This window comes from Rhodococcus sp. C3V, from assembly GCF_029269915.1.
Lineage (GTDB): Bacteria > Actinomycetota > Actinomycetes > Mycobacteriales > Mycobacteriaceae > Rhodococcus_F > Rhodococcus_F qingshengii.
The window spans coordinates 379,893-397,519 of the sequence record NZ_JARJBE010000004.1; the positions used below are offsets into that span (position 1 = coordinate 379,893).

The following is a 17,627-nucleotide window of genomic DNA, read 5'->3' on the forward strand; positions in this document are numbered from 1 at the left end:
AGTCGGTGAATCGTGGATGAATGGTCGGTTACGAGGGGCCAGTTTAGTTGCTCGCACGAGTGCCCACCGCGCTGGCTCGCTCGCGTGTACCGGTAATACGTTCGGCGGCGAGCCGTCCGGACAGCAGAACGGTCGGTACTCCCACCCCCGGAACGGTTCCCGATCCGGCGAGAACGACGTTGTCGAAGCCGCGGGCGAGGTTCTTGCGTCGGAACGGCCCCGTCTGGGTGAAGGTGTGTGACGCCGCGAACGGGCTACCCGCGGCCATGCCCTTTTCGAGCCAGGTCTGCGGGGTGTCGACGTGATCGATATCGAACCCCTCCACCAGTCCCGTATAGCCACGTTCTTGCAGCGTGAGGATGATTTCACGCACGTAGGCCGGGCCGAGAACTTCCCAGTCGAGCGGCGCACTGTCCAGATTCGGGCACGGCGCGAGGACTGACAGCGGTTCACGGATTCGGCCGTCTCGCGAGAAGGCCAGGCTCGGATCGGTCTGTGCCGGTCGGGTGACGAGCAGTGACGGATCACTCATCAGCCGCCCGCGGCCGCGGCGTGCCGTGATCTCGGAGAAGGTACGCTTCCACGCCTCGCCGAAGTCGATCATGTGGTGTCGCTGCGCGGGCCATTCGTCGGCGACCGCGGAGGAAACAGTGCCGTGAATCACGACAGCGGACGGCGATGTACGCACCGGGCGCGGACGCAATCGCGTATGCGGGCGCAACAGCGAGTCCGTGACGGCCATGTCGGGAGTGAGGACGGCGGCGTCACAGTCGAAGCGCTCGCCGTCGCGTGTGTGAACGGTGTGCACGCGCCGTCCGCTCACCTCGAGGCGTTCGACAGTGCGGCCGAGATGCAGAATTCCGCCGGCCTCGGTGAAGGCGTCGGCCATCGACTCGGCGATCGTGCGCATTCCGCCCTCGGGGAAGTAGACGCCGAGTGAGGTGTCCATGTGAGCGATCGCCCCGTACACCGCGAGGGCCCGAGACGGAGCAACGCCCGCATACAGCGCTTGGAAGGTGAAGATCCGCCGGAGGCGAGGGTCGCGGATCTTGCGATCCACCTGCCCGCCCAGTTTCCCGAATCCTCCCAGTGCGACGAGCCGGCTCAGATCTTTGACTGCGTCACGCGAATTGACCAGTCCGAGGGGAGAATCGAAGTCGGCGTCCATGAAGCGGTCGAATTCCGCGTCGAAGATCCGGTTCAGCCATTGCCGCAACGCACGGTATCGCTGCGCTTCTTCCGGCCCGCAGACACGGGAGACCTCGGCAGCCATGTCTTCTGGGTCGGCGTGGACATCGAGAGCGGTGCCGTCTGCGAATCGCGCGTGGTACGTCGGATCGAGCTTGTGCACAACGAATTTGGGGTTTGTCGAGGCTGGGTCGGCGCCGACGGCCGCAAGGGCGTCTTCGACGAGTTCGGGCATCGTGAGCACCGTTGCGCCGTTGTCGATGCTGTAGTCATTGCCCTGGTAGACACCGACTCGCCCACCGACCGAGCTGTTGCTCTCGAGAATCGTGACGTCGCGGCCGGCGCCACGCAGATACAACCCCGCAGACAGTCCGGCAAGTCCCGCGCCGACGATCACGACTCGATCGGTCGGCGAGCTGACGGTTCGAGTGCGGTGCACGTGTGCCACGGTCAGTAGCTTCGCTTCGTGGCCGCGATCGCCATGTCGGTCAGGCGAGCCTTGGACTCTGCCGTTGCCGTGCTCGAGTCGAGGGCGTTCGCAGCTGCCTCGACGAGGGTGTCGATCTGCGTTTCGACGTCGGTGACGGCGCCCAGATCGGTGATCACCTGGCGCAGAGTGTCGACCTCGGTGTCGGTCAGCTGCGTGCCGATTCCGTTGCGGAGCAGTTCTGCTGCCGCCGGATCTGCGGCGTCGGCGCGGGCAAGCGCCATCGCGAACAGGACAGTTCGCTTACCGGCGATGAGATCGTCGCCCGACGGTTTGCCCGTGACGGACGGATCTCCGAAGACACCGAGCAGGTCGTCGCGAAGTTGGAAGGCGATACCGATGTCCGTGCCGAAGGTCCGGTAGGCATCGACCAACTCGGCGTCCGCACCGAACAGTGCGGCGCCGAGGTGCAGTGGGCGTTCGATCGTGTACGCGGCGGTCTTGTAGCGGTTGACCCGCATGGCTGCCTCGACGGTCTCGTCGCCTCGGGCTTCATTGCTGATGTCGAGGAATTGGCCACCGAGCACCTCGGTGCGCATTGCCGACCAGACCGGGCTGACACGTGCGGCCGCCTCGGGGCTGATCCCGGATTCTCGGATCATGTCGTCCGCCCAGGCCAAGGCCAGGTCGCCGAGAAGAATGGCGACGGCCTCGCCGAAGTGCGCGGAATCGCCGCTCCACTCCTCGTCTCGGTGCTGGTCCTCGAATTCGACGTGAACGGTCGGGAAGCCGCGCCTGGTCGTGGATGCGTCGATGATGTCGTCGTGGACGAGCGCGCAGGCCTGCACCAGTTCGAGGGCGGCGCACGCACGAATCACCGCGTCTGCGCCCTTACCGTTCGGGTCGCCTCCGGCGCCGAGCCATCCCGTCCAGGCGAACGACGGTCGGACGCGCTTTCCTCCGCGCAGGACGAAGGCCTCGAGGGTGCTGACGGCCTCCTCGTATCCACCGCCGATGTTCGAGACGAGTTCGCGGCGTGAAGCGAAGAAGTCGCGGAGCGCTGCTTCGAACAGACCTGGCAGTTCGAGTGAGGTCGGATGCGGTGCGGTGTTGGTCGAACTCTGTCCAACGCGCGCGGTTCCTGCGGACAGGGTGGCCTCCAAGATCGGTATGTTCTCGCGCCGGATGGTTACACGGAAGCGAGCTTGGAGCCCAGCTTAGTGGGGGTTGGAATCAACGGCGGGTCGGGCCGTGAACTGCGTGATCCTGACATTCGGGATACGCAGTCCTGGGCGATGAGCTTGTTTGCAGCTGGAAAACATATGCTTGACCGGTGACATTCGATCCAGTCAGGGGCCGCTCCAGCGAGGGGTGGGCCACCCGAACACCGTCGATCGTCGATCGGATCGCTTCCTCGACAGGTAGCCGTATTCCGTTCTCGGTCGAGTTTTCGCCGCCGCGTGACGCGGACGCCGAAGCGCGCCTGTGGCGTGCGGTGCGTACCTTCGAGCGGCTCGGACCGGCGTTCGTCTCGATGACCTACGGCGCAGGTGGCTCGACGCGCGATCGTACGGTGCGTGTCACCGGCGAACTTGCCGAAGAGACGACCCTGCTGCCGGTTGCTCACCTGACTGCTGTCTCACACAGCACCGAAGAGCTTCGCGCCATGGTCGGTGCCTACGCCGATCGTGGGATCAGCAACATCCTCGTATTGCGCGGCGATCCGCCCGGCGATCCGCTCGGCGAGTGGAAGAAGCATCCCGAAGGCGTCGAGTACGCCGAGGAACTCGTGCGGATGGTCCGTGACCTGGGCGACTTCCACGTCGGCGTCGCGTCGTTCCCCGAGGGGCACTACCGCGCTCCGGACTTGGCATACGACACGAAGTACCTGGTGTCGAAGTTGCGTGCCGGCGCCGAGTACTCGATCACTCAGATGTTCTTCGACGTGGAGGACTACCTGCGTCTTCGTGACCGGGTGAGTGCGTACGACGCAGAACAGGGCGCCAAGCCGATCATCCCGGAGATCATGCCGGTGACGTCGCTACGCTCGGTGCGGCGCATGCTCGAGCTCTCCGGCTCGTCATTGCCCCCCGCTCTCGAGCGTCGATTCGACGCCGCGGCCGGAAGCGGTCCGGACGAGAACCGTGCAGCGGTCCGCGAACTCGGCATCGATCTGGCCACCGAGATGGGTGAGCGGTTGATCGCCGAAGGCGCTCCGTGCCTGCACTTCATCACGCTGAACTTCGCGCGCGCCACCAGTGAGGTCCTCGAGCGACTCGGTCTCACCCCCGACACCTCTGTCGGGACAGCACAAGCCGTCTGATCCCGGTTGCCCCGCTCGACACCAATCAAGGGGGCAATCGCCAGGCGCTACTTCGCGGTGTTTTTCGGATTCCTGTTGTCAGCTTGCTTGCTGACAGGTGATTTCGTGACAGGCGTCTTCATGACCGGTGCTTTCGCGGCGGGCGCGCGCTTGATCGGTGCTCGATTGCGCGCCATCCAGGCCATCGCACCGACGACAATCGCGACACCGAGCGCCAGCCCGGCCATGATTCCTGCCCACCCGGCGAAGCTTCGGGTGCTTGGGTCCGCGTAGTTGACCTCGGCGCGCATTGTCGACACCTCGCCGGCGGGCAAGGTCCACGACACCCGGGAATCGCCGTCTCGTGTTCCGTTGGTCGTGCCGACCCGTGCCGGGAAGGCGATGCTGACCTGGACGTCGGCGCCCTGAGTTGGAACCGTCTTCAGGTCTGCCTTGCCGTCGAGCGTGACGGTGTCCCCGGATCGCTTGAGGGTGATCTGGAACGACCCGGACCCCTCGGCGTACATGGAGCCCAGTTGGGCGACGTCACCGAAGGACAAGTCGCTGAAGAACGCCTGGCTGCCGACGTACCCGTCCTTCTTGTACTCCTGAACCCGTATCTTGTCCTCGAGCGACGAAGGTGGGGTCAGCTGCGGACCCTTGTCCGCCTCGTTCGCCGGAATAGCGGCAGCTACCACCTGTCCGGTCACACGATCGTTCGCGGACACTCCCATCGACACCTGCACGCGGATGCACCCGGCAAGCAAGGGAACAAGCATGAGGGCGAGCGCGGCAACCGTCAGGAAACGTTTCCGACTGGTCGGCTTGGCGGCGGGATCGGTGGACTGTTGCACAGTGGTCATCGTGCCAGCCGTGGCGTAGCCAGTCATCGAGGCGGGGGCGTGTCGGCGGGTGAAGTTCGGCGGGTGACCTTCACGACCTGCTCGAACGACGCATCCAACGACGAGTCGCGCCCTGGCGGCTGTCCGACAGTGCGATTCGAGCCGCACTGCGACCGCTGGCTCCGGACACACCGCCACCGGGATGAGTCGATGCTCCGGTCAGATACAACCCGTCTGCTCCCGGAACGCGATGGCCGGACAGTTCCGGAAGCGGTCGCCACAACATCATCTGATCGAGTGACATCTCGACGTGCATGACATTTCCGCCGATCATCCCCAATTCCGACTCGATGTCCCGGGGAGTCTGAATGAATCGGTCGAGGACGGAATCGGCGAACCCGGGTGCGAAAGCCTCCATCTCGCCGACGATCCGGTCGGCCTCCGCCTCGGCGACCGATGCCCAATCGCGATGTCCGCTGAGGCGATACGGTTGCCACTGCGACCACAGTGTCACCTGATGCCGACCGGCCGGGGCGATCGTGGGATCGATTCCGCTGAAACTCATTCCGAGAACCGCAGGGCGAGGAGGAAGTTCCCCCGCCAGTGCTGCGCCGTGTGCAGTGCGCAAGTGTGCGCGATCGGAGACGAGTAATTGCAATCCCGAGGTACTTTCCCGTGTCGTGGCGTCGCCGCGGTACGACGGAAGCGCAGATGTCGCCAGTCGAAGTACCGCGCCGATGCCGGGGCCGACCCTGATTTTCCGCCGCCAGTGATCGAGCGTGGTCCGGTCGAAGCCCCCTCGGCCCAGGAGGTCGAGCGTGGTCAGGATGTGGCACCCGGCGATTACCTTGCGAGCGTGAACTTCTCGACCGCTCTCGGTTGTGGCGGTCCAGTGACTCGAGTTTCGGCGGATCGACGTCACGCCGTCACCGAGCGCGACGGTGGCGCCGTCGACAGCCATCCGGGAGGCCAGCGCAGCACTCAGTGCGCCGCTTCCACCGACTGCTCGCCCTGGCGGCAAGACGTGCATGAGGGCCGCGAAGCCGACCATCGGAGCGGTTCCCGGTTCCGACATCGCAGGCCCGGACTGGGCGCCGAACCACGCAAGCGCTGCTTTGAGTGCCTCACTGTCGAAATACTCGTCGAGCAGTGCGTCGCCAGGCGCGAGGAACTGCCGAGACAGTTCGCTGTTGCCGCGTGCGGTGGCGAGACCTCCGAACGCACCGATCAGGTTCGATCCGGTGGGCGGTGCGGAAAACGCTTTCATGACATATCGACTGCGCTCCGACCAGACCGCGACGAATCGCCGGTAGGAGTCGGCGTCCTTTGTCCCGCATGCTCGTTCGATGGACCAGCAGGTTGCGTCGAGGTCGCGGTGAAACACGATGCCCGGCCCGTCGGTGCCCGGGGCGGGCGGCGCGAACGCCCACGGGTCACAGTCGATGTAGCGCAGTCCGTGCGCGCCGAGTCCGAGTTCCTCGATGATGCCGCTGTGTCGGATCATGAGGTGTGCCGACGACCCCCGGTCCACCTTGTATCCGGGAAATCGCTCGACGGTCGAGACTGCGCCGCCGAGAACCGTGTCCTTCTCCAGAACCTCGACCGACCAACCCTCGCGTGCGAGGTAGGCGGCCGATACGAGCGCGTTGTGTCCGGAGCCGACGACGACGGCGTCGAGAAGCGCGCTCACAGTGGGAGTCCACGGCCGAGGACTGCGAACGGCCGGTTGTCGCCGGCAAAACGAAATCTGCGGAGCACGTCACGAAAGCCGAGGCGACGGTACAGCCGCCAGGCTCGGTTGTCCTCGTCGTACACCTCGGGTGTCGACAACAGAACACTGCGTTCGGGTCGATCGACGAGGAGGTGACGCAAGAGCGATTCGCCCAACCGGTGACCTTGTCCGTTCGGATGCACGTGGAGTTCGGTGAGTTCGAAGTAGTCGCTCAGAATCGCGTCGATCTCGCTCTGGGGACGACCCGAGCGCCGAAGCCCGTGCAGTACCTGTTGATGCCACCACTGGTCCGGGCTCCCGCGATACCCGTAAGCGATCCCCACCAGCGGCAGATTTTCGTGTGACGGTTGCTGAGGAACCGCCAAAGCGCCGACTGCCTTCCAGCCAGGCCGGTTCGCGTGCTCCTGCCACATCGGTGCGCGATGGAACTCGGTTCCTCGCGGATAGTCCATCGCGGTGACGTACACGGCCAGTGCCTCGTGGAGTCGACTCGCGAATTCTGCGCGATCGAGGTCGACCGTATGTGGTGTCCAGGCGATCTGCGGGTCGACCGGTCTCACCTCTTCTCTTGACGGCGTGTCGGTGGGTGCAGTTATATTGAATAGGTCGAACAGATGTTCGATGTGGGTGATCCGGAGATGCCCGAAGGGAAGCGGGCATCTCCGGACCACCTGGTCTTGGATCCTCACGGTGCAGGAGGTGCCCCGATGTCCGAGCGTGTGAAGCCTGAACGTGTGAAGTGCCAACGAACTCTTCCTGCCGAGTTGTCGAGTCCGTCGGATGCCGCAATTTCTCGATTGCCGATGTCGGCGAGGCGGTCCTTCGGCGCGAGTGACGCCAGCGACCGCACTGCTCGAGTGGGAAAGTCCGGTGTGGCGTGGGGGCTGCTCCGGAAGGCGGATGCGCTTTTAGAGGAAGCGATTGGGGCGGGCGATCCTGCCGACCGGTTCCGGTGTGCCTACCTGGCGGCCCTACGTGGTGCCGGGGCAGTGTTGGCCGCAGCTCCTGCCGGTGCCGGCTCGAAGCGCAAGCGAAGTGGAAACGCGTGGGTTCTGATGGACGCCGCAGCGCCCGCGTTCGGAGCGTGGTCGAAATTCTTCGCAGGGTGGTCCGCTACGCGTGCGGCCGTGGAAACCGGCGTGTCGATCGTGATCACGGACTCCGATTCCGACGCATTCTTCGCCGAGGTCGGCCGTTTTCTCACGGCGGTCGAAGATTTCATCGGTCAGGACGCGTCCGAGCATTTGCGAGCGTCGTGAACAAATGGTCCGTGTCGGCAGTTGTTTCCGGGGAATTTCCTGGTCCGCACAGGCAAATGGAGCCGAATCGGGGCCCTTCGGCACGAATACGTACGCTTGTGGCGGAACTCGTACCCGGAGTTGGTGGTCCGAGACCTAAACTGCTCGTATTATGAAAACAGGTAATCGTCCAACTTGATTACCCGCCGCCTCACACCGTGGGGTGGTTGCCAAACTTCCAGTGCCGGGGGAGGTACCGTGCCACTCTCCGAGCACGAGCAGCGCATGCTCGATCAGATCGAGAGCGCTCTCTATGCCGAAGACCCCAAGTTCGCCTCCAATGTGAGGGGCGGCCGTATGCGGGCGCCGTCGAGTAGACGGCGGTTCCAAGCAGCGGCTCTATTCGTGCTGGGTCTGGTCCTGCTGATCGCGGGGGTTGCACTCCCGCTCAAGCCGGGCGGTTTTCCGATCATCAGCCTGTTCGGTTTCTTGTTCATGTTCGGCGCAGGGGTGTTGTTCCTCTGGGGTGGTGGACGTAAGTCTGCGCCGGCCGCCGACTCCGCTTCCGAAGGTGGCAATCATCCCTCCGGTCCGCCGGGTAGGGGTAGTGCCGGCGGATCCGGGCGGGGACGCGGCCGGAAGTCCGGCGGCGGATTCTCGTCGCGGATGGAAGATCGATTCAAACGCAGGTTCGAGCAGGACTAGCTCTCCCGCCCTTCTTCGGGCGTACTTCGAGAGTGATGCAGTTCGGACGTGACGCCCTCTTCAGGGCACGGACGACCACACGTGTGGCGGTCGGCAACCAAGGTTGCCGACCGCCACACGCCGTTGCTGTGGGTGTTGTACGTGTGCGCCGGCAATCCATCGAGTGAATCAGTGACGTGCGAGCGAATCACTCGCCACTCCTGCTGCCTCAGGGCATGCCCGCGGGCTTCCTCCACTTCGCTCCACTCGGCCCTCCACTTTCCTCCACCCTGGTCGAACTGCAACGCACGACCAGACCTCGTCCCGCTCACGTCTATTCGAAAACCGCGCTTGTACTGCGATTTTGTGTGGGGGAGCAACCGATCGTGGCGTAAAGGGTCGATCTGACGGCGGTGTGGGCCGGGACACGGTTACAAATTTCCCCCACGTCTCCCCACCTGCGCTGACCTGCTATTTATCAGCAAATGATGCTGAATAGGGACCATGTGCTCCTTGTTTGTGGGGGAAAGTGGGGTACTGTGGGTTCGGGCGGAGAGCTGAAGCACGATCCGCTCGATAGGGAGGGTTTCAGCGCAAGCTCGCAGGAGGTGTCGAGTGTTCCTCGGTACCTTCACGCCGAAGCTCGACGACAAAGGTCGGCTCACGTTGCCGGCAAAGTTCCGAGACGAACTGGCAGGAGGATTGATGATCACCAAGAGTCAGGATCACAGCCTCGCCATCTACCCCCGGGACGAGTTCGTCAAGCTTGCTCGAAAGGCAGCGGCAGCTCCACGCAATGATCCGGCAGCTCGGGCGTATGTCCGTGCCCTGGCCGCCGGCACAGATGAACAGCACGCCGATGCCCAGGGGCGAATCACCCTCTCGGCTGATCATCGGCGTTACGCAAACCTGTCCAAGGAATGCGTAGTGACCGGCTCCGTCGATTACCTCGAGATCTGGGATCTAGCAGCCTGGGAGAGGTATCTCGGAGACAACGAAGAGGACTATTCGCAGGCAACAGGCGAATCTCTCAGCGAGATCGTCTAGGCGAAGAGCCCCCGGCGAATGCCGCGAGGCCTCTGCCCGGAAAGACCCTGACGCACTTCCCCAGCGCCAGGTTCTCCTTCGGGCAGGGACCTCGAAGCATTCGCCTTCTCGAACAGTCATCGCCTTCTCGGAAAGTCAGCACCTTTTCGAAAAGTCATCGGAAATCATGAAAGTAGGAGCCGGAGCAATCATGGTGGATCACGAGGTGAACGAACCCTCGGATGCCGATGGCTTCGCGCACGTCCCTGTACTTCTGCACCGCGCCGACGATCTTCTCGGCCCTGCCATCACCGCCGTCGGTGACGGTGGAGCGGGCGCATACATGATCGATGCGACGTTGGGGCTCGGTGGCCACTCCGAATTCTTCCTGGGCAAGTACCCGGGCCTTCACCTCATCGGTCTCGATCGCGACACCAACGCACTCCGGATCGCTTCCGAGCGTCTGGCGCCATTCGCGGACCGAACGACGTTCGTGCACACCACGTATGACGGGATCGAGGACGCGCTCGAACAGGCAGGTCTACCGTCGACGGAGTCGGTTCACGCGATCCTTTTCGATCTGGGTGTGTCGTCGATGCAGTTGGACGAAGCCGACCGAGGTTTTGCGTACTCGATCGACGCTCCTCTCGACATGCGGATGGATCAGACGGTCGGGCTGACCGCGGCAGAGGTCCTGAACACCTACAGTCACGGCGACCTTGCTCGCATTCTGAGCACGTACGGCGAAGAACGGTTCGCGGGAAAGATTGCGTCCGAGATCCTTCGGCAGCGTGAGCGTGAACCCTTCACCACCAGTGCAGCTCTGGTCGAATTGCTGTACCGAACAATCCCGGCAGCCACGCGGCGTACGGGGGGACACCCGGCCAAGCGCACCTTCCAAGCGCTGCGGATCGAAGTCAATGCCGAGTTGGATTCGCTTCGTGCAGCCGTTCCTGCCGGGCTCGACGCACTGGCAGTCGGTGGGCGAGTGGTGTTCATGTCCTACCAGTCGCTCGAGGATCGAGTTGTGAAGGCGGAGTTGGTTCCCCGCTCGAAGTCCACCAGTCCTGAAGGACTACCGGTCGAGTTGCCGGGTATGGGACCGGAGTTCCGCATTCTCACCCGTGGCGCAGAACGTGCGTCAGAGCAGGAAATCGAAGAGAACCCACGATCAGCTCCGGTGCGTTTGCGTGCCGCAGAACGCATTTCCAGGAGGCGGGCATGAGTCGTCAGGGCAAATCCGGTGCAGCGCAACGTGCATACGACAAGCGCACCGCACGGGCGGCAGGCCGGACCGGAACTGTCGCTGCTGCCGGCCCGTCTATCTCTCCTCGGGCGATGCTCAAGGGGAGAGTGCCGTTCGTGGCCTCCGTCATCGGACTTCTGTCCATCGGTCTCGCGGTGACTCTGCTGCTGACCACTCGCGCTGCCGAGGATTCGTACCAACTCAGTGATGCACGTGCATACAACCAGTCTTTGGTCGAGCAGAAAGCAGCGCTCGAACGTGACTTCCAGTCGCGTAACTCGGCTCCGGAGTTGGCAAATCAGGCAAGCGCTCTCGGCATGGTCCCCGCCAAGGATCCTGCACGACTGGTAGTTCATCCGGACGGTTCGGTCGAGGTCGTCGGAACGCCGACTCCCGCGACTGCCGGAGCTATGCCGCCGCTCGATGCGCCCACATCGGTGCCCGCACCGACTGCGACACCCCCGCGCACCACAACGCCGGTTGCTCCCGGAGCCACGCCGAGCGTTCCGAATAACACGCGAAACCTCGCGCAGAGTGAACAATTGGTTCCTGTGATCCCCACGACGACAGCACCCGCCACCACGACGGCGGTGCCTGCTCCGCCTGAGGAACGTCGGTGAGTCAGAACTCCCGTAACAACCCCGGTCGGCGTCCGCGCCGCTCGGCCACCGCCTCATTTCCGTTTCGTCAGCGAGTCGGTCGTATCACCATGTGTGGTGCGCTCGCCGTTGCGGCATTGCAGCTCTTGTGGATTCAGGGAATCGACGCGCCGAGTCTGGCTGCGGAATCTGCCAATCAACGAACCACGACGCAGGTCGATCCGGCTGTACGTGGCTCGATAACCGATCGCAACGGAAACCCCCTCGCCTTCACCATGGAAGCCAAGGCGCTGACTTTCCAGCCGGTGCGGGTACGCAAGGAACTCGAGGAAGCGCGCGCCAAGAGCATCGAGCAGGGCGCCGAGGGTGACAAGCAGGCGCCGGAAGTGAGCGATCGCCTCGCCGAGATCGCCGCCGGAATCCACGCCAAGCTCGGCGATACCGTTCCGGAAAAAGATCTGCTTCAGAAGATGAACAGCAACGAGACTTTCACGTACCTCGCGCGCAGCGTGGATCCGGCGGTTGCTGCCGAGATCTCGGACAAGTTCCGGGAGGTCGGCCTCGAGCGTCAGGACATCCGCGAGTACCCCGGTGGCTCTCTGGCCGCGAATCTCGTCGGCGCGACCGGCTGGGACGGGCACGGTTTGCTCGGTCTCGAAGATTCGATGGACTCCACGCTCGCCGGAACCGATGGATCCGAAACGTACGACCGCGGTTCCGACGGCGCTGTGATCCCCGGCAGCTGGCGTGACAAGCAACCGGCAGTCAACGGTTCGGGTGTCGAGCTGACCATCGATTCGGACCTCCAGTTCTACGTTCAGCAGCAGGTCCAGATCGCCAAGGACAAGTCGGGCGCAAAGAACGCTTCGGTTGTGGTCATGGACTCCAAGACGGGACAGGTGTTGGCCATGTCCAACGACAGCACCTTCAACCCCGCAATCGGCATCGACAAGAACGCGCCGACAGCCGAAATGGGCAATCCGTCGGTCAGTACGCCGTTCGAGCCCGGATCGGTGAACAAGATCGTCACCGCAGCAGCGGCCATCGAGGACGGTAAGACAACTCCGGACGAAGTTCTGCAGGTCCCGGGCAGCATCACGATGTCCGGTGCCACAGTCAAGGACGCGTGGGATCACGGTGTGGCCCCGTACACCTCTACCGGTGTATTCGGAAAGTCCTCGAACGTCGGCACCTTGATGCTCGCTCAGCGAGTGGGCGAGGATCGCTACGCAGACATGCTGAACAGGTTCGGCCTCGGACAACGCACCGACGTCGGACTTCCCGGCGAGAGCGCGGGCAGCGTTCCGAGTCGCGACCAGTGGTCCGGCGGAACCTTCGCGAACCTGCCGATCGGGCAGGGTCTCTCGATGACAACCCTGCAGATGACCGGGATGTACCAGGCCATTGCCAACGACGGCGTGCGAATTCCTCCGCGGATCGTGAAGTCGACTGTCGATTCTTCCGGCACGCGGACCGAGACGCCGCAGCCCGAGGGCGTCGAGGTGGTCAGCGCCCAGACAGCGGCGACTGTTCGGGACATGTTCCGGTCGGTCACTCAGGAAGACACCGGCAACCAACGAGGAACCGGTGTTGCCGCGGGCGTCGAGGGATACCAGGTCAGTGGAAAGACCGGGACCGCGCAGCAGGTGGATCCCGCGTGCAAGTGCTACTCCAACTCCAACTACTGGATCACCTTCGCGGGAATCGCGCCTGCGGACAATCCTCGATTCGTGATCGGAATCATGCTCGACGCACCGGTTCGCGGCGTGGACGGCGGCGGCGGTCAGTCGGCGGCACCGTTGTTCCACAACATCGCGTCGTGGATGCTCCAGCGTGACAGTGTCCCGATGTCGCCGGACCCCGGTCGCAAGTTGGTGTTGCAGGCGGACTGATTGCGGTGTGTCGGTTTCGACACGGTCTTCGGGTGAATCCCGGACACGGTAATCTCAAACGTCGCAGTAACCTCATTCATCGCAGTGCGCCGAACTTTGCTTGCGTTGCGACCGCCATAGACAACGACCGCCATAGACAACGACCGCGATAGAACAACGACAATTGCCAGGAGTCGAGTGACAGTGCCGAATCGTTTGCAATCGTCGAACTCGGACGGCGCTCCCGGGACGCGTCCGACACAACCGGTTGCTACCGCGATCACGGCGCTCTCCGAACTGTCCGGGGCTCGCCTCGAATGGGTGGGGCAACCGGGATCACAGTCCTCGGAGGTCGTCGTCAAGGGCGTCGACCTGCGTGCGCAGGGAATCGTGACCGATGACCTCTTCGCCGCTCTGCCCGGTGCACGGACCCATGGCGCTCAGTTCGCCGTCGACGCTCTGGGGCGCGGTGCGACCGCGATCTTGACCGACGAGGCCGGCCTCGAACTGATCGAGGCCGCGGACAAGGCGCCTGACCGGTCCGTCCCAGTTCTCGTTCATCCGAACCCGCGGGATGTGCTCGGTGAGATCTCCGCGGAAATCTACGGCCGGCCCTCGGAGAAGATGCAGGTCGTCGGCATTACCGGTACATCGGGCAAGACCACGACGTCGTACTTGCTCGAAGCTGCGATTGCCGGAGCCGGCCGCAAGCCCGGCCTGGTCGGGACCATCGAGACTCGAATCGACGGCCGCCGGGTGCCCAGCGCTCTGACCACGCCGGAAGCTCCGCAACTGCATGCTCTGTTCGCCGTGATGGCAGAGCAGGGGATCGATACCGTCGTCATGGAGGTCTCCAGTCACGCTCTCGCTCTCGGACGCGTCGACGGCATCCGCTTCGACATCGGCGCGTTCACCAATCTTTCGCAGGACCACCTGGATTTCCATCGGGACTTCGAGGAGTACTTCCAGGCCAAGGCTCGGTTGTTCGATCCTGAGTCGACGGTGCGAGCCGAGCATGCCGTCGTCTGCGTCGACGACGTGTGGGGTCGACGGATGGCCGAGTTGGCCGCGACCGACGAGAGCGACGCGGTGACCACGGTCTCGACCTCGACGGCCGAGGCCGAGTGGACGGTCGGCGCAGTCGAGGTTGCCGAGGACGGCTCGCAGACCTTCGAGTTGGTCGGGCCGGATGGACAGTCGTGGCCAGTCTCACTTCGTCTCCCCGGGCGATACAACGTGGCCAACGCTGCGCTGGCGTTGACCGTCAGTTTTGCTGCGGGACTCGACCCGGACGCGGCTGTTCGAGCGCTCGGGACCGTGGACGTCCCGGGGCGAGTTCAGCGGATCGACCGGGGGCAGAGCTTTCTCGCCGTGGTCGACTACGCCCACAAGCCGGCAGCGCTCGAAGCCGTGATCGCCACGCTGCGCAACCAGGTTCCCGGCCGAGTGGCCGTGGTGGTCGGTGCGGGCGGTGACCGCGACGCCGGCAAACGGGCACTCATGGGTGAAGCGGGTGCGCGAGGCGCAGACCTGCTGATCGTCACCGACGACAACCCACGCACCGAGGATCCGGCGAAGATTCGCGCTTCGGTGATGCAAGGCGCCATGGACGTGCCCGAATCCGAACGCGGCGAGGTTCGCGAAGTGGGGGACCGGGCCGCCGCGATCGAGCAAGCAGTCCGGTGGGCACAGCCAGGAGATGTCGTCCTGGTGGCAGGCAAAGGCCACGAAGTAGGTCAAGAAATCGACGGGGTCAAACACCCGTTCGACGACCGCGAGGTGTTGGGCGAAATGATCGGCCGATTCGCGATCAACACAGCACATGGAGGCAAGCAATGATCCCGATGACGCTCTCTCGGATCGCCGAGATCGTCGGAGGAACCCTGCACGACGTCGACGATTCGTCGACGCAGGTGACTGGAACCGTCGAATTCGATTCGCGCAAAGTAGCTCCAGGTGGGCTCTTCCTCGCCCTACCCGGAGCGCGTGTCGACGGTCATGATCACGCGGAAGCGGCGGTGGCAGCGGGCGCTGTGGCGGTGCTCGCGGCGCGGCCGGTCGGAGTTCCGGCAATCGTCGTTCCATCGGTGCCGAACGACGGTCCCAGTGCAGTGATGCTGCTCGAACACGACACCGACGGGTCCGGAGCCGCGGTCCTGCATGCCCTCGGCCTTCTGGCCCGAGCAGTCGTCGACGAACTGGCAACTGATGGCACACCGGCCGATGGTGGACTGACGCTGGTCGGTGTCACTGGTTCTGCCGGCAAGACCTCGACCAAGGATCTGATAGCAGCGCTGCTGCGCGAGTGCGGCGAGGCGGTTGCGCCCCCCGGGTCGTTCAACAACGAATTGGGTCTGCCGTGGACAGTGCTCCGCGCCGACGAGAAGACCCGCTTCCTCGTTCTCGAGATGTCGGCCCGTGGGGTCGGTCATGTCGGCGAACTGACGAAGATCGCGCCGCCGAAGATCGGCGTAGTTCTCAATGTGGGCACTGCCCATCTCGGTGAGTTCGGTTCGCGTGAAGCGATCGCGGTCGCCAAAGGTGAACTGGTGGAAGCACTCCCGTCGGCAGCCGACGGTGGAGTTGCGGTCCTCAACGCCGACGACCGCATGGTCGCCGCAATGGCGAGTCGAACCAAGGCCCGGATCGTATTCGTCGGTCAGTCGGAAGACTGCGACGTTCGGGCGACCGACGTGGTTGTCGACGACCAGGCCAGGGCTTCCTTCACACTGAACTGTTCACAGGGTTCTGCACGTATTCGCCTGGCCGTTCACGGCGAACACCACGTGAGCAACGCCCTGGCCGCGGCGGCCGTCGCACTCGAGAACGGCCTCGCGGTTGCAGACATCGCACGTGTCCTCGAGGGCACGAAGGCAGCGTCCGCGAGGCGGATGGAAGTCACCGAGCGCGCCGACGGCGTCACCGTCGTCAACGACAGTTACAACGCCAATCCCGATTCCATGCGCGCCGCCCTCAAAGCGTTGGTGTCCATGGCGCGATCGGATCGGCACTTCGGTCGCCGTAGCTGGGCTGTGCTCGGAGAGATGGGTGAGCTCGGACCGGAATCAGTTGTCGAGCACGACGCGATCGGTCGCCTTGCCGTCAGACTCGATGTCAGCAAGTTGATCGTCGTCGGGACGGGCCGCACCTCGCGTGCGATGCATCAAGGTGCGGTGATGGAGGGGTCGTGGGGTGACGAGTCCGTCGTCGTGCCCGACGCAGCTGCGGCAATCGCCATTCTCGAAGCGGAACTCGAACCGGGCGATCTCGTCCTGGTGAAGGCGTCCAAGTCGGTTGAACTGTGGACGGTCGCCGAAGCGATACTGGCTGCAACGCCCAACACCGACAGCGAGAACACCGATGGCGAGAACGGTGGGGATTCGCAGTGATCCAGATTCTTCTCGCCGCAGGCATCGCGCTGGCGGTCTCCATCATGCTCACGCCGATCCTGATCAAGGCGTTCTCGAAACAAGGTTTCGGGCAGGAGATCCGAACCGAAGGTCCAGCCAGTCACCAGGCCAAGCGCGGCACTCCCACGATGGGCGGCGTCGCGATCCTGACCGGAATCTGGGCCGGCTATCTCGGCTCACATCTCATCGGTCTCGGCATGGACAACGCGGAGGGGCCATCGGCGTCCGGCCTACTGGTACTCGGTCTGACCACCGCGCTCGGTGGAGTCGGTTTCCTCGACGACTTCATCAAGATCCGCAAGCAGCGCAATCTGGGACTGAACAAGACAGCGAAGCTGGTCGGACAGTTCGTCGCTGCCATTGCCTTCGGAATCCTGGCCCTTCAGTTCCGCGGTGACGACGGGCTGACTCCGGGCAGTGTTCATCTGTCGTACGTGCGCGACATCGCCACCGTCTCACTCGGGTCCGTGGTCTTCATCGCCTTCTGCTACCTACTGGTCAGCGCCTGGTCCAATGCCGTCAACCTGACCGACGGCCTCGACGGATTGGCCGCCGGGGCGATGAGTTTCGTTCTCGGCGCCTACGTCATCATCACGTTCTGGCAGTTCCGCTACTCGTGCGAGACGAATCCCGGCAAGGGTTGCTACGACGTCCGAGACCCGCTCGACCTTGCGGTGCTCTGCGCGGCAGGCGCCGGCGCGTGCATCGGATTCCTCTGGTGGAATGCCGCACCCGCCAAGATCTTCATGGGCGACACCGGTTCACTTGCCCTCGGCGGCATGCTCGCCGGATTGTCGATCACCACCAGCACGGAACTGTTGATGGTTGTCATCGGTGCACTGTTCGTCGCGGAGGCCGCGTCGGTGGTGATCCAGGTAGCGGTGTTCCGGTCCAGCCGACGGCGGGTGTTCCGAATGGCGCCGTTCCATCACCACTTCGAACTTGCCGGGTGGGCTGAAACCACGGTGATCATCAGATTCTGGTTGTTGGCAGCTATTGCGTCGGCTATCGGATTGGCACTCTTCTACAGCGAATACCTCGCAGCGCTCGGAGGCTGAAAAC

Annotated in this window: 16 protein-coding genes; 10 read left to right on the forward strand and 6 right to left on the reverse strand. The window is 63.9% G+C overall.

The genetic code is table 11. The features are described from left to right. Positions 1-43 precede the first annotated feature (43 nt). Together crtI and P3G66_RS14160 are read right to left on the reverse strand one after the other, a co-directional pair. Positions 44-1,636, reverse strand: a complete 1,593-nt coding sequence (gene crtI / locus P3G66_RS14155) for a phytoene desaturase family protein (RefSeq protein WP_193595221.1) — start codon at positions 1,634-1,636, stop codon at positions 44-46. Between the two features lie 2 nt (positions 1,637-1,638). Further along, entirely contained in the window at positions 1,639-2,778 is a 1,140-nt protein-coding gene (locus tag P3G66_RS14160) for a polyprenyl synthetase family protein (RefSeq protein ID WP_080726734.1), read from the reverse strand. 170 nt (positions 2,779-2,948) lie between these two features. Here P3G66_RS14160 and P3G66_RS14165 point away from each other — a divergent pair, with 170 nt between their 5' ends. Then, a complete protein-coding gene (locus P3G66_RS14165; RefSeq protein WP_003941803.1) occupies positions 2,949-3,938 on the forward strand; it encodes a methylenetetrahydrofolate reductase in 990 nt (329 codons plus the stop codon). Between the two features lie 47 nt (positions 3,939-3,985). Here P3G66_RS14165 and P3G66_RS14170 read toward each other — a convergent pair whose 3' ends face one another. From P3G66_RS14170 to P3G66_RS14180, 3 genes are all read right to left on the reverse strand, one after another. Continuing rightward, positions 3,986-4,780 (reverse strand): DUF3153 domain-containing protein, encoded by a 795-nt coding sequence (locus P3G66_RS14170; protein ID WP_075833434.1) that lies wholly within the window; start codon positions 4,778-4,780, stop codon positions 3,986-3,988. Between the two features lie 70 nt (positions 4,781-4,850). Further along, the gene (locus P3G66_RS14175; RefSeq protein WP_193595222.1) at positions 4,851-6,449 is read right to left on the reverse strand and encodes an NAD(P)/FAD-dependent oxidoreductase; all 1,599 of its coding nucleotides are present in this window, start codon (positions 6,447-6,449) and stop codon (positions 4,851-4,853) included. Then, complete coding sequence (locus P3G66_RS14180) at positions 6,446-7,051, reverse strand: N-acetyltransferase (RefSeq protein WP_003941672.1); 606 nt, start codon at positions 7,049-7,051, stop codon at positions 6,446-6,448. The genes P3G66_RS14175 and P3G66_RS14180 overlap by 4 nt, the downstream gene beginning before the upstream one ends. 147 nt (positions 7,052-7,198) lie before the next feature. Here P3G66_RS14180 and P3G66_RS14185 point away from each other — a divergent pair, with 147 nt between their 5' ends. Together P3G66_RS14185 and P3G66_RS14190 are read left to right on the forward strand one after the other, a co-directional pair. Next, complete coding sequence (locus tag P3G66_RS14185; protein ID WP_225320059.1) at positions 7,199-7,750, forward strand: SAV_6107 family HEPN domain-containing protein; 552 nt, start codon at positions 7,199-7,201, stop codon at positions 7,748-7,750. A 237-nt stretch (positions 7,751-7,987) separates the two neighbouring features. After that, the gene (locus P3G66_RS14190; protein WP_003941660.1) at positions 7,988-8,434 is read left to right on the forward strand and encodes a DUF3040 domain-containing protein; all 447 of its coding nucleotides are present in this window, start codon (positions 7,988-7,990) and stop codon (positions 8,432-8,434) included. On the opposite strand, the gene P3G66_RS14195 is transcribed toward P3G66_RS14190, so the two are convergent. Continuing rightward, positions 8,431-8,625 carry a hypothetical protein gene (locus P3G66_RS14195; RefSeq protein WP_003941749.1) on the reverse strand — a complete coding sequence of 65 codons (195 nt, stop codon included), beginning with the start codon at positions 8,623-8,625 and terminating at the stop codon, positions 8,431-8,433. The two genes, P3G66_RS14190 and P3G66_RS14195, sit on opposite strands and share 4 nt — an antisense overlap. Positions 8,626-9,028: 403 nt before the next feature. Between P3G66_RS14195 and mraZ the strand changes: the two genes are divergently transcribed. From mraZ to mraY, 7 genes are all read left to right on the forward strand, one after another. Continuing rightward, positions 9,029-9,460: a division/cell wall cluster transcriptional repressor MraZ gene (gene mraZ / locus P3G66_RS14200; protein ID WP_003941779.1), complete on the forward strand. Its 432-nt coding sequence runs from the start codon at positions 9,029-9,031 to the stop codon at positions 9,458-9,460. A gap of 190 nt (positions 9,461-9,650) precedes the next feature. Continuing rightward, positions 9,651-10,664 carry a 16S rRNA (cytosine(1402)-N(4))-methyltransferase RsmH gene (gene rsmH / locus P3G66_RS14205; protein WP_007730079.1) on the forward strand — a complete coding sequence of 338 codons (1,014 nt, stop codon included), beginning with the start codon at positions 9,651-9,653 and terminating at the stop codon, positions 10,662-10,664. Further along, a complete protein-coding gene (locus tag P3G66_RS14210) occupies positions 10,661-11,305 on the forward strand; it encodes a hypothetical protein (RefSeq protein WP_003941715.1) in 645 nt (214 codons plus the stop codon). Before rsmH ends, P3G66_RS14210 begins: the two co-directional genes overlap by 4 nt. Beyond that, positions 11,302-13,176 (forward strand): penicillin-binding protein 2, encoded by a 1,875-nt coding sequence (locus tag P3G66_RS14215; protein ID WP_003941764.1) that lies wholly within the window; start codon positions 11,302-11,304, stop codon positions 13,174-13,176. Before P3G66_RS14210 ends, P3G66_RS14215 begins: the two co-directional genes overlap by 4 nt. A 183-nt stretch (positions 13,177-13,359) precedes the next feature. Next, the gene (locus tag P3G66_RS14220) at positions 13,360-14,994 is read left to right on the forward strand and encodes a UDP-N-acetylmuramoyl-L-alanyl-D-glutamate--2,6-diaminopimelate ligase (RefSeq protein WP_042921840.1); all 1,635 of its coding nucleotides are present in this window, start codon (positions 13,360-13,362) and stop codon (positions 14,992-14,994) included. Continuing rightward, positions 14,991-16,544, forward strand: coding sequence for a UDP-N-acetylmuramoyl-tripeptide--D-alanyl-D-alanine ligase (murF, locus tag P3G66_RS14225; protein ID WP_276116740.1), 1,554 nt, complete (start codon positions 14,991-14,993; stop codon positions 16,542-16,544). The genes P3G66_RS14220 and murF overlap by 4 nt, the downstream gene beginning before the upstream one ends. Then, positions 16,541-17,623, forward strand: a complete 1,083-nt coding sequence (gene mraY / locus P3G66_RS14230) for a phospho-N-acetylmuramoyl-pentapeptide-transferase (protein WP_003941699.1) — start codon at positions 16,541-16,543, stop codon at positions 17,621-17,623. The genes murF and mraY overlap by 4 nt, the downstream gene beginning before the upstream one ends. The last annotated feature ends 4 nt before the right edge of the window (positions 17,624-17,627 follow it).